The 14,275-nt window shown below is 62.4% G+C and carries 7 protein-coding genes, 2 tRNA genes and 3 rRNA genes; 9 read left to right on the forward strand and 3 right to left on the reverse strand.

What is annotated here, in order from left to right:
• Nucleotides 1-6 precede the first annotated feature (6 nt).
• Nucleotides 7-1,059 carry a quinone-dependent dihydroorotate dehydrogenase gene (locus C449_RS14200; RefSeq protein ID WP_006078735.1) on the reverse strand — a complete coding sequence of 351 codons (1,053 nt, stop codon included), beginning with the start codon at nucleotides 1,057-1,059 and terminating at the stop codon, nucleotides 7-9.
• A gap of 36 nt (nucleotides 1,060-1,095) precedes the next feature.
• A complete protein-coding gene (locus tag C449_RS14205; protein ID WP_005044921.1) occupies nucleotides 1,096-1,293 on the reverse strand; it encodes a hypothetical protein in 198 nt (65 codons plus the stop codon).
• A 276-nt stretch (nucleotides 1,294-1,569) separates the two neighbouring features.
• On the opposite strand from C449_RS14205, the gene C449_RS14210 reads away from it, so the two are divergent.
• The 9 genes from C449_RS14210 to C449_RS14250 all read left to right on the forward strand — a co-directional run bounded on the left by C449_RS14210 (nucleotide 1,570) and on the right by C449_RS14250 (nucleotide 12,676).
• On the forward strand, nucleotides 1,570-1,884 hold the full coding sequence (locus C449_RS14210) for a non-histone chromosomal MC1 family protein (RefSeq protein ID WP_006078736.1): 315 nt from the start codon (nucleotides 1,570-1,572) through the stop codon (nucleotides 1,882-1,884).
• 728 nt (nucleotides 1,885-2,612) lie between these two features.
• Nucleotides 2,613-4,086, forward strand: a 16S ribosomal RNA gene (locus C449_RS14215).
• 127 nt (nucleotides 4,087-4,213) lie between these two features.
• Nucleotides 4,214-4,285 (forward strand) — tRNA-Ala (locus C449_RS14220).
• Between the two features lie 207 nt (nucleotides 4,286-4,492).
• Nucleotides 4,493-7,406: ribosomal RNA gene (locus C449_RS14225) — 23S ribosomal RNA — on the forward strand.
• Between the two features lie 122 nt (nucleotides 7,407-7,528).
• A 5S ribosomal RNA gene (rrf, locus tag C449_RS14230) occupies nucleotides 7,529-7,643 on the forward strand.
• The 16S, 23S and 5S rRNA genes sit together here with 2 tRNA genes alongside, the layout of an rRNA operon.
• 228 nt (nucleotides 7,644-7,871) lie before the next feature.
• A tRNA-Cys gene (locus C449_RS14235) sits at nucleotides 7,872-7,947 on the forward strand.
• 562 nt (nucleotides 7,948-8,509) lie between these two features.
• Nucleotides 8,510-9,871, forward strand: a complete 1,362-nt coding sequence (gene cofH, locus C449_RS14240) for a 7,8-didemethyl-8-hydroxy-5-deazariboflavin synthase subunit CofH (RefSeq protein WP_006078737.1) — start codon at nucleotides 8,510-8,512, stop codon at nucleotides 9,869-9,871.
• Nucleotides 9,872-9,996: 125 nt separating this feature from the next.
• Nucleotides 9,997-10,689, forward strand: a complete 693-nt coding sequence (locus C449_RS14245) for a nucleotidyltransferase family protein (protein ID WP_006078738.1) — start codon at nucleotides 9,997-9,999, stop codon at nucleotides 10,687-10,689.
• 271 nt (nucleotides 10,690-10,960) lie between these two features.
• Entirely contained in the window at nucleotides 10,961-12,676 is a 1,716-nt protein-coding gene (locus C449_RS14250) for an NAD(+)/NADH kinase (protein WP_049914337.1), read from the forward strand.
• A 99-nt stretch (nucleotides 12,677-12,775) separates the two neighbouring features.
• On the opposite strand, the gene C449_RS14255 is transcribed toward C449_RS14250, so the two are convergent.
• Nucleotides 12,776-14,128 carry a dihydroorotase gene (locus C449_RS14255; RefSeq protein ID WP_006078740.1) on the reverse strand — a complete coding sequence of 451 codons (1,353 nt, stop codon included), beginning with the start codon at nucleotides 14,126-14,128 and terminating at the stop codon, nucleotides 12,776-12,778.
• Nucleotides 14,129-14,275: the final 147 nt, after the last annotated feature.

Consider the following 14,275-nt stretch of genomic DNA (forward strand, 5'->3'; position numbering starts at 1 on the left):
CCCTCGTTATTCGAGATCGGCCCCGACTGCTTCGTCGACGCTGCCGAACCCGTCGCGCTCCAGTAGTTCGAGCAGTCCACGATTGATGTCGCGCGCGAGCGACGGCCCCTGGTAGATGAGTCCGGTGTAGAGCTGCACCAGCGACGCGCCCGCGCGGAGCTTCCGATAGGCTCCCGCCGCGCTCGACACGCCGCCAACGCCGATCACCGGCACGTCGGTCCGCTCGGCGACGAACGCAACGGCTCGCGTCGCGCGCGCTTCGAGCGGCTTTCCCGACAGACCTCCTTCCTCGACGCGGTTCGGGCTTCGGAGCGACGCTGGCCGCTCGGTCGTGGTGTTCGTCGCGATTACACCATCGAGGTCCATCTCGTCGACCACTGCAAGCGCTTCCTCGACGGCATCGTCGGTGAGGTCGGGCGAGAGCTTCACGAGAAGCGGATCCGCGCCAGCGTCTTGGAGGGTCCCGAAGATATGTTCGAGATGATCGCGGTGCTGGAGATCGCGGAGGCCTGGCGTGTTCGGGCTCGACACGTTTACCACGAAGTACTCGCCCGCGGCACAGCGTTCGTAGGAGTATCGGTAGTCCGCGGCGGCCGCTTCGAGCGGCGTCGCTTTCGACTTCCCGATGTTGACGCCGACTGGAACGTTCGCGCGTGCGCGCGAGAGCCGATCGCCGATGCGGTCGGCACCGTGGTTGTTGAACCCCATCCGATTGACGAGCGCGCCGTCCTCGGCCAGCCGGAAGAGCCGCGGACGCGGGTTGCCGTCCTGCGCCTCGGCAGTGACACCGCCGACCTCGACGTGGCCGAAGCCGAGCTGGCCGAGCGCGCGCGGGACCTCGGCGTTCTTGTCGAAGCCGGCGGCGACACCGATCGGATTCGGAAAGTCGAGGCCGAATTCGGTGGTGGTGAGCCGATCGTCGTCGACGGTGTAGCGCGCGGCGAGTGCCGGCTCGATCGGGGTGTGTTGGGCGGTTTCGAGCAGTCTGTGGACGGTGCTGTGTGCGGATTCGGCTGGCAGGCGGAACAACAGCGGCTTACAAATATCGTAGACTCCCATGGTGCGCTTCAGGTCGAGCAGTCGTCGGCCCGTGGTTTAGAAGTCGTGTTCGACCTCGTCCTGATCGGCCTTCTGGATGATGATCTTGTCCTCCCGCACCCGAACGAACACTTCGTCGCCGATCGCCATCCCCGCGACCGCCAGTTCGTCCTCGTGGAGGTTGACATGGACGTTGTGGTATTCGCCGTTCTCGTCCTTCGCCCCGCTGGGACTGAGCTTCTTTTTCCGTACCATCCCGGTGTCTTATCCCGTCGTTCGATACAGGATACACTTAACCTTACGGTCCGACGACCGCCGCTCACCTGTATAGACGGGTATCCGGATCGCGGCCGTATATACTGCTGGGCAGACCCACGACGAATGTCCGGAGATTTCGTCGTCGTGTGGTCGTTCATGTGAATCACGAAACGACTCACCCCAACGACACCCACTCCTACCGAAATCGACCCCCGTCGCAGGGATATATTTATAGTGTGCCATGTGCTGGTTCAGCACGGAGTGGCAAAAACCATGGCACGAGATACGGACGACAAGCGAAACTTCGCGCTCCGCGGGGACGGCGACGACGAAACGAGCGTTTTCTCGGGGCGCACACCACGCCAGGCGGCGCTCAAGGCTGCCCGGCGGCTTGACGCTGCCGACGGGGAGGAGAATGCGAGCCGCGAGGAGCTCCGGCTCCGAGAGAAGGGGACACACAAGGTCCACATCTACGAGGGATGGGCGTGGAACGAGGAGGCCCCGTCGGACAAACCCGACTGGATGCCGGACACCATCACCGAGGCCAACGTCTCGAAACAGGGGATCGAACACCTCGAGGCGCTCTGAGGGCGTCACGCGACGAAATCCGTACAGGTTTCAGCCGGCGGCACGAGAAGCGAGTGCGCGGCCAGACACCCGACTCGACCGGACGCGCACGCGTGGGATGAGGAGTCGGCCTCCAGCCGCGCGACACTGTCCTTCGATTTCTCACACGACATGCGAGCCCTCGCTCGCATTGACTACCGACTCTTGGGACGATCTCACCAGATCCTCGGGAGTATCGTTTCGGTACCAGAAATTTTTTCTGGGAATCCGTCAGTGAACTCTCTCCGAGAACTGGTCGCAGGAACCGAGTCACCAGAGCACAAAGCGGCCTTGAGTCGACGGGTTTATCCGTCAACCGCGATTCGAATGGAATGCGAACGGCCGGTCGGAATCGACCACCGGCCCGAAGACGATCCGACGCCCTTAAGTGGTACAGGGCACTCGGATGGAATGCAGAAAGCGAACGACACGGGAGGCCGTTCAACTCGGTCTCCGCTGCGGGCTTCCGGGGCGAGTTGGATTCGCCCCGGACACCCTTCGAAGGGTTTATACCCTCGAACGGTGTACGATGAAGTCCGAAGGAAATGAGGATTCCGCCCCTGCGGTCCGCCGTCAAGACGGGATCTGATGTCAGCCCTGATAGTTCGGTGACACCCGGTTCGGTCCGCGGTGTCGCCGAGTGCGAACCCGATAGGTGAACACAACACCTTGTGTTCCCGCCTAAACCCCCCGAGCCTTGTGCTCGGGACATTCCGGTTGATCCTGCCGGAGGCTATTGCTATCGGGATCCGATTCAGTCATGCTAGTCGCACGGGCTCAGACCCGTGGCGAATAGCTCCGTAACACGTGGTCAAACTACCCTCTGGACCGGGACACCCTCGGGAAACTGAGGCTAATCCTAGATACTGCTTTCATGTTGGAATACAGAAAGCCGGAAATGGTCCGCCGCCGGAGGACGTGACTGCGGCCGATTAGGTAGACGGTGGGGTAACGGCCCACCGTGCCGATAATCGGTACGGGTTGTGAGAGCAAGAACCCGGAGACGGACTCTGAGACAAGAGTCCGGGCCCTACGGGGCGCAGCAGACGCGAAACCTTTACACTGCACGACAGTGCGATAAGGGGATCCCGAGTGCGAGGGCATACAGTCCTCGCTTTTCGTGACCGTAAGGTGGTCTCAGAATAAGGGCTGGGCAAGACCGGTGCCAGCCGCCGCGGTAATACCGGCAGCCCGAGTGATAGCCACTCTTATTGGGCCTAAAGCGTCCGTAGCTGGCCGAACGGGTCCGTCGGGAAATCCACCCGCTCAACGGGTGGGCGTCCGGCGGAAACCAGTCGGCTTGGGACCGGAGGACCTGCGGGGTACGTCCGGGGTAGGAGTGAAATCCTGTAATCCCGGACGGACCGCCGGTGGCGAAAGCGCCGCAGGAGGACGGATCCGACAGTGAGGGACGAAAGCTTGGGTCTCGAACCGGATTAGATACCCGGGTAGTCCAAGCCGTAAACGATGCTCGCTAGGTGTGGCGCAGGCTACGAGCCTGCGCTGTGCCGTAGGGAAGCCGAGAAGCGAGCCGCCTGGGAAGTACGTCCGCAAGGATGAAACTTAAAGGAATTGGCGGGGGAGCACTACAACCGGAGGAGCCTGCGGTTTAATTGGACTCAACGCCGGACATCTCACCGGCACCGACAATGTGCAGTGACGGTCAGTGTGATGAGCTTACCTGAGCCATTGAGAGGAGGTGCATGGCCGCCGTCAGCTCGTACCGTGAGGCGTCCTGTTAAGTCAGGCAACGAGCGAGACCCGCATCCCTAATTGCCAGCAACACCCATGTGGTGGTTGGGTACATTAGGGAGACTGCCGCTGCCAAAGCGGAGGAAGGAACGGGCAACGGTAGGTCAGTATGCCCCGAATGTGCCGGGCTACACGCGGGCTACAATGGCCGAGACAGTGGGACGCTACCCCGAGAGGGGACGCTAATCTCCTAACCTCGGTCGTAGTTCGGATTGCGGGTTGAAACCCACCCGCATGAAGCTGGATTCGGTAGTAATCGCATTTCAGAAGAGTGCGGTGAATACGTCCCTGCTCCTTGCACACACCGCCCGTCAAAGCACCCGAGTGAGGTCCGGATGAGGTCGACGCAACGTCGATCGAATCTGGGCTTCGCAAGGGGGCTTAAGTCGTAACAAGGTAGCCGTAGGGGAATCTGCGGCTGGATCACCTCCTACAGAACGGGATCGGGCCGATGGCCCGACCCACACACGGTTCGCACACGGCGACTCGTGGTGCCGACCGGGCACCGACGAACTATCGGGGCTGACGTCTGTCCGACCAGCCTTCCTTCGTGGAAGGCGGGCCCATAGCTCAGTGGGAGAGTGCCTCCTTTGCAAGGAGGATGCCCTGGGTTCGAATCCCAGTGGGTCCATGCGTCGACTCGATCCGAACCGCGGCCCTTAAGTGGGTCTCGGTGGTATGATCGAGTCCGACCGAACCGATGCACCACCCCGTGCGAGCGCGGGTGGGAAGGGTCAATACACGCACCATTCCACACCTGGGCGTGTAGATGAGACCGTGTGTACGTGCGATCCAGGCGTCCACTGGACCCGTTCAGCGGGTTCATGGATTCTGTAGACGACCGTGGCTACTATGCCAACTGGTGGATAGCTCGGCTCGAGTGCCGACGAAGGACGTGCCAAGCTGCGATAAGCCTGAGGGAGCCGCACGGAGGCGAAGAACTCAGGATTTCCGAATGAGAATCTCCATCGCAATTGCTTCGCGCAATGGGGAACGTCCGGAACTGAAACATCTCAGTACGGACAGGAAGAGAAACCGAACGGGATGTCGTCAGTAACCGCGAGTGAACGCGACACAGTCCAAACCGAAGCCTTCGGGCAATGTGGTGTTCGGACTGACTCTCATCGCCGGATCGTCCATGTGAAGTCTTCTGGAACGAAGCGTGAGACAGGGTGACAACCCCGTAACATGGGCCAGTACGGTGTGCGTCAGCTCCAGAGTATCGGGGGTTGGATCTCCCTCGTGAATGTGGCCGGCATCGACGGCCAAGACTAAACACAACTCGAGACCGATAGTGAACAAGTAGCGTGAGCGAACGCTGAAAAGCACCCCAAGAAGGGAGGTGCAACAGGGCTTGAACTCAGTTGGCGATCGAACGACGGGGCACGAAAGGCGTGTCGACGAACGACCCGGGGGCGACCCCGCAGTAGGACTCGACACGAGCCGGTGTTCCGTCGTGCGTTTTGAAAAACGAGTCAGGGAGTGTGTCTGCCCGGCGAGTCTAACCCGAGTATCGGGGGAGGCGTAGGGAAACCGACATGGCCGCAGCATTGCGAGGGCCGCCGTGTTCAAGCGCGGGGAGCCAGGCGGACACGACCCGAATCCGGACGATCTACGCGCCGGCAAGGTGAAGCGTGCCGAAAGGCACGTGGAGGCCTGTTAGGGATGGTGTCCTACAATACCCTCCCGTGACCGTCGTGTAGGGGTGAAAGGCCCATCGAGTCCGGCAACAGCTGGTTCCGACCGAAACATGTCGAAGCATGACCTCTGTCGAGGTAGTTCGTGGGGTAGAGCGACCGATTGGAGGGTCTGACTCCGAGAGGAGTCAGCCCTCCTGTCGAACTCCGAACCTACGAACGCCGCAGACGCAGGGAGTCCGGTGTGCGGGGTAAGCCTGTGCACCGTGAGGGAGACAACCCAGAGCTTGGTTGAGGTCCCCAAGTGTGGACTAAGTGCGATCGAAGGTGGTTCCGAGCCATAGACAGCCGGGAGGTGAGCTTAGAAGCAGCTACCCGCTAAGAAAAGCGTAACAGCTTACCGGCCGAGGTTTGGAGCGCCGAAAATGATCGGGGCTCAAGTCCACCACCGAGACCTAGCGGCGTACCAATACGGTACGATCCAGTAGGTCGGCGCTCCGTTCGGGTGGAAGTACGGGCGAGAGTTCGTATGGACCGAGCGGTGACGACAATCCTGGCCACAGTAGCAGCGGTAGTCGGGTGAGAATCTCGACGGCCAAACGGACAAGGGTTCCTCAGCAATGTTCGTCAACTGAGGGTTAGCCGGTCCTTAGTCCCCCCGCAATTCGACGGGGACGAACCGGGAAACTGGTTAACATTCCAGTGCCTGCGTGCAACAATGCCGACGCTTTGGGGTCGATCGAGCCGGGCACTCGCCCGGTCGAACTGTCAAAACTCGTGGAAGCCGTAATGGCACGAAGCGGGCGAACGGCAGAACAGGGAAACTCGATCCAACCTAGAGCCCGTGAAAAGGCGCACGCTGACCGTACCCAGATCCGACACAGGTGTCCGTGGCGGCGAAAGCCAAGGTCTGTCGGGAACAACCGACGTTAGGGAATTCGGCAAGTTAGTCCCGTACGTTCGCAATAAGGGATGCCTGCTCCGGAACGGAGCAGGTCGCAGCGACTCGGACGCTCCAACTGTCTAATAACAACACAGGTGACCGCAAATCCGCAAGGACTCGTACGGTCACTGAATCCTGCCCAGTGCGGGTATCTGAACACTCAGTACAATGAGGCGAAGGACCCGTCAACGGCGGGGGTAACTATGACCCTCTTAAGGTAGCGTAGTACCTTGCCGCTTCAGTAGCGGCTCGCATGAATGGATGAATGAGAGCGTCACTGTCCCAACGTCGGGCCCGGTGAACTGTACGTTCCAGTGCGGAGTCTGGAGACCCCCAAGGGGAAGCGAAGACCCTATAGAGCTTTACTGCAAGCTGTCGCTGGGACACGGTCGCTAGTGTGCAGGATAGGTAGGAGCCGTTACGCAGGCACCCGCGCTAGCGGGCCGCCGAGGCACCACTGAAATACTACCCACTAGTGACTGTGACCCTTACTCCTGGCGGAGGACACCGGTAGCTGGGCAGTTTGACTGGGGCGGTACGGGCTTGAAAGAATATCGAGCCCGCCCAAAGATCACCTCATCCGGGTCGGAGACCCGGAAAAGAGCGTAAGAGCAAACGGTGGTCTGACAGTGTTCTCTCCAACACGAGAACGCTGACGCGAAAGCGTGGTCTAGCGAACGGATGAGCCTGCTTGATGCGGGCCATTTACGACAGAAAAGCTACCTTAGGGATAACAGAGTCGTCACTCGCAAGAGCACATATCGACCGAGTGGCTTGCTACCTCGATGTCGGTTCCCTCCATCCTGCCCGTGCAGCAGCGGGCAAGGGTGAGGTTGTTCGCCTATTAAAGGAGGTCGTGAGCTGGGTTTAGACCGTCGTGAGACAGGTCGGCTGCTATCTATTGGGGGTGTGATGGTACCTGACGGGAACGGTCGTATAGTACGAGAGGAACTACGACTGGTTGCCACTGGTGTACCGGTTGTCCGAGAGGGCACGTGCCGGGCAGCCACGCAACACGGGGTAAGAGCTGAACGCATCTAAGCTCGAAACCCACCTGGAAAAGAGGTACCGCCGAGGTCACTCGTAGAAGACGAGTTCGATAGACTCGGGGTGTACGCGCCGAGGCAACGAGGCGTTCAGCCCGCGAGCACTAACAGACCGAGCCACACAGTCATAACGCATTGAATCCGTCCTGCTGGACGGGTCCAGGCGCTAACTGGATCGCACGTACCATAGCCATACGCTGGCCTCACCGATCGTCGGCTTCGCGCGGTTCGATTCCGCGGATCGGCATTGAGGCGGCCATAGCGGCGGGGCAAACTCCCGTACCCATCCCGAACACGGCAGATAAGCCCGCCAGCGTTCCAGCGAGTACTGGAGTGCGCGAGCCTCTGGGAAAACTGCCTCGCAAGAGGGGCCAAGTACGAGCCCAGGAACGCAATCGGTAGTACACGCTGGGTCCGTCCCGGTGGAACCCGAGACCGTTCCGTTACAACGGCTCGCAACTAGTGGTTCGCCGCCTTTCCATTCATACCTGAGGCACCGTTTCGGTGCCTCGACTCATCACTTCTCGAAGAGTGACAACGCTCGGTAGCAACCGCTACCGTTATCCCTTCGAGTTCAGTAGTATCAACTATGCCAAGGTGGCAGAGTCCGGCCTAACGCAGCGGCCTGCAGAGCCGCCCATCGCCGGTTCAAATCCGGCCCTTGGCTTTCCGTACCGAGCATTTGCAGTTTTTGATCAACGTGTAAGCGCGATCCCGACTGCGACAGTTTTGTAGCAACCAGCATCTCACCCGCTGCCGTTCTGTTTTGACATCAACGAGCACGGATCTTCCGTGTCGGTCGTTCTCGATCATAACTGATAACCCAAAAACGATCTTTAGCTGTGCTAGTCATCGACGATCGATTGTTTCTTCCTTCTTCTTTTTGAACGAGATATCTCTCGACTTTGGTGAAATATGTGGTTAGAATTCGAGAGTAGTAACCTTTCACGCTCTAATTACACTCTCTCGGAAACTACGTTGTGGTGCTGTGCGATTCACTGTTTGTTATCGATATTGTTGATCTGTGCGTATTTTTTTGAGGCGTATCCGCGATTTCTCCACGTTTTGGAGTGACATAGTCTCTCTCTCTGCTCTTGACCAGACAAGCGGTGGTCAGCAACAACGTATACCACCTCTGCTTGCGCTCGATTTCCATCCGTTCACCCGGTAGTGGGTCGTACAATCAGACACGAGCGTAGCTTTATCACGCGCGCCGTACTGGCTGGTGTATGCTCGAACCCGCAAGCGGTGCAGCGTCAGGGAGTCCCGACACGATCGAGTTCGATCACGTGCCAGAGACCGACCAAGCGTTCGAGAACGCCCTCGCGAAGGCACGTGACGGCGAGCGCCTTTCTGTCGAAGACGGTGTGGCGCTCATCACGACGGGCTCCGACGTCGATGGTATCGATACCGATCGAAAAGAGCGGGTGCTGGAGGCTGCCGATCGCCGTCGCGCTGAGGTCGTCGGCGAGGAAGTCACGTTCGTGGCGAACCTGAACAACAACGTTACCACGGCATGCAACACCGGCTGTCTGTTCTGCAACTTCAAAGATACTGCTGCGAACTTCGAGTCCGACTCTAACGTCGATCACGCCGGCTTCACGAAGACCCTCGACGAGTCGCGCGAGGTCGTCCGCGACGCCGTCGATCGGGGCGTCTCCGAAGTGACGTCCGTCTCGGGGCTGCACCCGGGCCTTGCGCTCGACGACGAGCATCACGAGATACTCCGATCGTTCGACAACCCGGCGAGCGACGTGAACTACAAACCACCCGAGCAGTACGAGACGCCGCCTGGAACCTACATCGAACAGATGCGGGCGATGTCGGTCGGGGGCGTCCACCTCCACTCGATGACGCCCGAGGAGGCTTACCACGCCAATCGAGGTACCGATCGGAGCTACGAGACCGTCTACCGCCGGCTCGCCGACGCCGGCCTCGACTCGGCCCCCGGTACAGCCGCCGAAATCCTCGTCGACGAGGTGCGCGACGTCATCTGTCCCGGCAAGATCGACACCGGGGAGTGGATCGCGGCGATGGAGGGCGCGGTCGCGGCGGGGTTGCCCGTCACGGCGACGATGATGTACGGCCATGTCGAGAACGAGCGCCACCGCGTGCTGCATCTCGACCGCATCCGTCGGCTCCAGGACCGCACCGGTGCGATTACCGAGTTCGTGCCCCTCTCCTTCATATACCAGCAGACACCGCTGTACGAGCGCGGGATCGTCTCGGGCGGCGCGAGCGACGCCGAGGACGAACTCCTGATCGCCGTTTCTCGATTGTTTCTCGACAACGTCGATCACATCCAATCGAGCTGGGTGAAGTTCGGCGACGAGAAGGGGCTGAAACTCCTGAACTGCGGCGCGGACGACTTCATGGGGACGATCCTCTCCGAGGAAATCACGAAGCGCGCCGGCGGAAGCTACGGCGAGTTCCGGTCGTTCGCCGACTACGTCGACATGATCTCGGCCATCGGCCGGGTACCGGTTGAGCGCTCGATGGACTACGAGGAGTGCCGACGGCTCGATCCCGACGCCAACCCGGTCGGCCCAGTTCTGGGGCCACGTGCCGACGGGACGCCGCTGCTCTCCTGATCGTTACTGTCCGTTCGTTTCGGCTCTGCGTCGCGGCTCCGTTCGCCGGCCGTCGGTACTCGATCACCTGGTGTCCCACCACGATTCATGTGCGTCCGGAGCCATCCCTTCCGTGGTGCATTCGAATGACCGACAACACGAACCAACCGGACGACACTACGAGCGGCGGGACCAGTTCGACCATCGAACTGCCGACCGTGACAGCGAACGACCTCGCGAATGCGTCGATGCCCTCCGAACGAGTCGGTTGTATCGTACTCGCCGCGGGAACGAGCAGCCGGTTCGGGGACGAGAACAAACTCCTCGCCGAGACCGAGGGCGAGGCCCTGGTGCGGCGCGCGGCGGCGACGGCGCTCGCGAGTCCCGTCGACGAGGTCGTGGTCGTGGTGGGTCACGAGGCGAGCGCGGTCCGCGAGGCGCTCTCGGGGCTGAACGTCGGGGTCGTGACGAACGACGACTACGAGGCAGGCCAGAGCACGTCGGTCCATGCGGGTGTGGTGGCTGCGCGCGAGCGCAACTGGGACGCGGCGGTGTTCGCACTCGGGGATATGCCCCACGTCGATCCCGCCTCGATCGAGCGACTACTGAAAGCGTACGCAGCCGACCACGCCACGATCCTCGCGGCGGCGTACGACCGAAAGCGCGGCAACCCCACCCTGTTCGACGCGGCCCACTTCGACGCACTCGCGGCGATCGAGGGCGATACCGGTGGTCGGGAGTTGATCGTCGGCAGCGACGATGCGGCTCTCGTCGAGACCGACGATCCCGGTGTGGTGCGTGACGTCGACCATCGAGACGACATCGATCGACTCGACTGACTGCCGGGATCCCCCCTCGGCCCAGCGTTGCGGGGTCGTTACCGAACGGTACTTCGACGTCGTCGAAGCGACGACGACCGATACCCGCCGGAACGATCATGAGGGCAACATTTTATGTGCGTCGAGCGTGGGATACCGGTCGGAGGTAGCGATTCGCACGATCCGGTGTGTGTTCATCGGGGCGCACAGCGGTGGCCACGTCGCGCGGTGCGTGACACACGGCCCCTGGTGTGCGTCGAGCGGCATCGCTGCCACGCCACCAGGAGAACGCATGAACGGAAGACGCTTAGCGACTACCGAACGGTTGATAGTAATTCACAGTCCGGACAGCGACGGCCCGCTCGAACGGGTCCGTGACGTCGCCGACGACCACGATATCGAGATGGCGGCGGTGCCAGTCGGCGACCCTATCGCGGACGTCGTCGACCGAACCAAGGAAACTTTTGGGGTGACTCTCGGCGGCGACGGCACGTTCTTCGAAGGAGTGCGTGCGTTCGCGCCGCGAGAGATCCCCTTCATCGGCGTGAACACCGGGACGCTCGCCTTCCTTGCGACCGTCTCCCCCGCCGACATCGAGCCCGCGCTTGAAGAGGCGCTCCAGGGTCATGCGACCGTCAACGAGCGCCAGCAGCTCCAGGTCACGGCCGACGGCATCGACAGTACAGGGATCAACGACGTGATGATCGAGCCGGTCCCGCCGGAGAACGCGTTCGACCGGAAGATCACCAGGCTCGAGGTGTTCGTCGACGGCGAGTACGTCGGCGAGTACGACGGCAGCGGCGTCGCGGTCGCGACCCCGACGGGCTCGACCGGCGTCTCGCTGTCGGCGGGCGGGCCAGTCCACTTCCCGAAGAACAACGGATCGCTTCAGGTCATCCCACTTCACACCCACCGGATGGGCGTGCGACCGCTGGTCGTCGACGCCACCTCGGAGATCGAGATCGTGTCGATGAGCGCGGCCAACCTCCTCGTCGACGGCGGCCGGGCACAGACCCAGCTCGACGCCGACGACGTGGTGACCGTCTCGGGCGCGGACGCGACCGCCAAGATCGTCACGACCAGCTACGACGACGACTTCTTCACCTCGGTCTCGGAGAAACTCGGCTGGAGCGTCCGCGAGGATCGGGACGACCGTGGCAGCCACGAACTCGTCGCCGACCGTGATACCGGCGCGATCGAGGGTGCCGATCTGCTCACCCGCGCCCAGCGCGTTGCCGAGGAGGCCGCCAGGAGCGTGGGCGAACCGCTCCGGGAACTCCACGGCGAGACCGAGTCGGTCGAGCACAAATCCGACGCGGCCGACGTCGTGACCGAGGCCGACTACAAGTCCGAGAAGCTCATCACGACCATCATCGACAACGAGTTCCCCGGTCACGGCATCTACTCGGAGGAGTCCGTCGCAAAGGAGGCCGACGGCGAGTACACGTGGCTGCTCGATCCGCTCGACGGCACTGGCAACTTCGCGAACGGCAACCCGAACTACGCGGTCTCGATCGCGCTCGTCGAGAACGGCGAGCCGGTGGTGGGCGTGGTCTACGCCCCCGAGACCGACGAACTGTTCAGCGCGACTGTGGATGGTGAGGCGCGCCGGAACGGCGAGCCGATCGCGCCGACCGATCGCGACAGGCTAGAGGAGAGCGTGCTGCTCTCGGGGTACGATCCCGACGGTTCGTTCCTCTCCCATTGCTATCACGAGACCCGAGGCGTGCGCCGACTGGGGGCCGCCGCGCTCAACCTGTGTTACCTCGCGAGCGGCAGCGCGGACGCGGTCTGGGAGTACGACACCTACCCATGGGACGTGGCCGCGGGGGTCGTCATCGCGCGCGCCGCCGGCGCGACCGTCACGAACCGGGACGGCTCGCCGTACACGCTCGACTTCGACCACGACGCGCGCAACGACCTGCTCGGGACGAACGGCTCGCTCCACTCGTCGCTGGTGGGCCACCTCGAAGGCCTCGACGCGGCGGTGCCGGCGAGCGGCGACTGACTTCCACGCTGACGCCACTCCTCCACAGCAACTGAACACAGCGATCGTCGCCGAACGAATTCTTCTTCGCTTCTATGGACCCGAACCAAATCACCTGACTCAGCGATCGCTCTCGACGCCCAGGGGTCGCGCGAGGAACGAGCCGTCGCCTGGCTCCGACAGCACCTCGTGATCTCGGGCGACGACCGCCCCATCCCGGATCACGGTGTCGATCCGTCGGCTCCACTCCTGGCCCTCGTACGGCGTCCAGCCGCCGTTGTACGCGAGATCGTCTGCCGACACCTCGTACTCGTCCTCGCGAAACACGACGAGGTCCGCGTCCGCACCCGCCTCGACGATCCCCTTTCGGGGGAAGACGCCTGCTTCGCGCGCCGGGCGTTCACAGACGAGTTCGCATAGCCGCGGCCACGTGATCCGGCCCGCGTCGACGCCCTCGCTCGCGAGGAACTCGAGCATTGTCTCGATGCTCGGCAGGCCCGCGTACGGCTCCCAGATGTCGTCCCAGCCGCGGGCGCGCTCCTCCTCGTAGGTCGGGAAATGCTCGCTCGCAACGAGATCGATGGTGCCGTCGGCGACCGCGTCCCAGAGTCGCTCGACTTCCCTCCCGGATTTGAGGCTCGGGTTCACCTTCAGATACGGCCCCTTCTCCGCGACGTCGTCCTTCGAGAACGCAAGATAGTGCGGGCAGGTTTCGAGCGTCACCGGCACGTTCGCCCGCCCGTCGAACCGCGCGGCCTCGCGCGCGCCGCTGCCACTGGAGATGTGGACGACGTGGAGCGGGCAGTCGGCGTACTCGGCGAACCACCCCATCCGCGAGATCGCGTTGAGTTCGGCCTCGATCGGCCGCGAGTCCATGTACACCTCGGGGTCGGAGCCCTCGATCTGCCCGCGCGCGTGATCGAGGAGCCCCTGGGTCTCGCAGTGGACGCGTACCTTGCCGCCCGCCCTGCCCACACGGTCCATGAGCGCGACAATCTTCCGATCCTCGATCCGGTACGGGTCGGCGGTGAAACACTTGAAATCGCGCGTTCCCTCGGCCATGAGTCCCTCGACGTCGAGCCCCGGATCGTCGACGTTGCCGGCGACGAGACCGAAGTCGACGTGGGCGAGCCGGCTGCACTGGTCGCGCTTGCGCCGGAACGCCTCGGGATCGGTGATGGCGGTTTGAGTGGGGAGTTCGACCACGGTCGTGACGCCGCCGGCGACGGCGCTCGCGGTCTGGGACGCGAAGTCGATCCTCTCGGGGAACAGCTCGGGATCGTGGAGATGGTTGTGAATGTCGACGACACCCGGCAAGACGGGCTGTCCGTCGGCATCGACGGTTTCGTCGGCATCCGCGTCGATATCTGTGCCGACTTCGGTGATACGACCGTCGTCGATCGCGATCGTCGTGGGTCGAGTGACGCCACGCGCGCTCACGACCTGCGCGTCGGTCACGAGGAGGTCTGGCATACTCCTCCGAACGATGGCCTGTCTCAAAACCCTTGGTGTCGTGCTCATGTGCCCGCTGTGTGGCGACTGACGGCCGCAGCGACGGCGAGGTAGTCCGGGGCGACGATCGGACTGGGGATACTTTTTTATCGGTCGTGGCTGACCCTC

Source organism: Halococcus saccharolyticus DSM 5350, assembly GCF_000336915.1.
Classification (GTDB): Archaea; Halobacteriota; Halobacteria; order Halobacteriales; family Halococcaceae; genus Halococcus; species Halococcus saccharolyticus.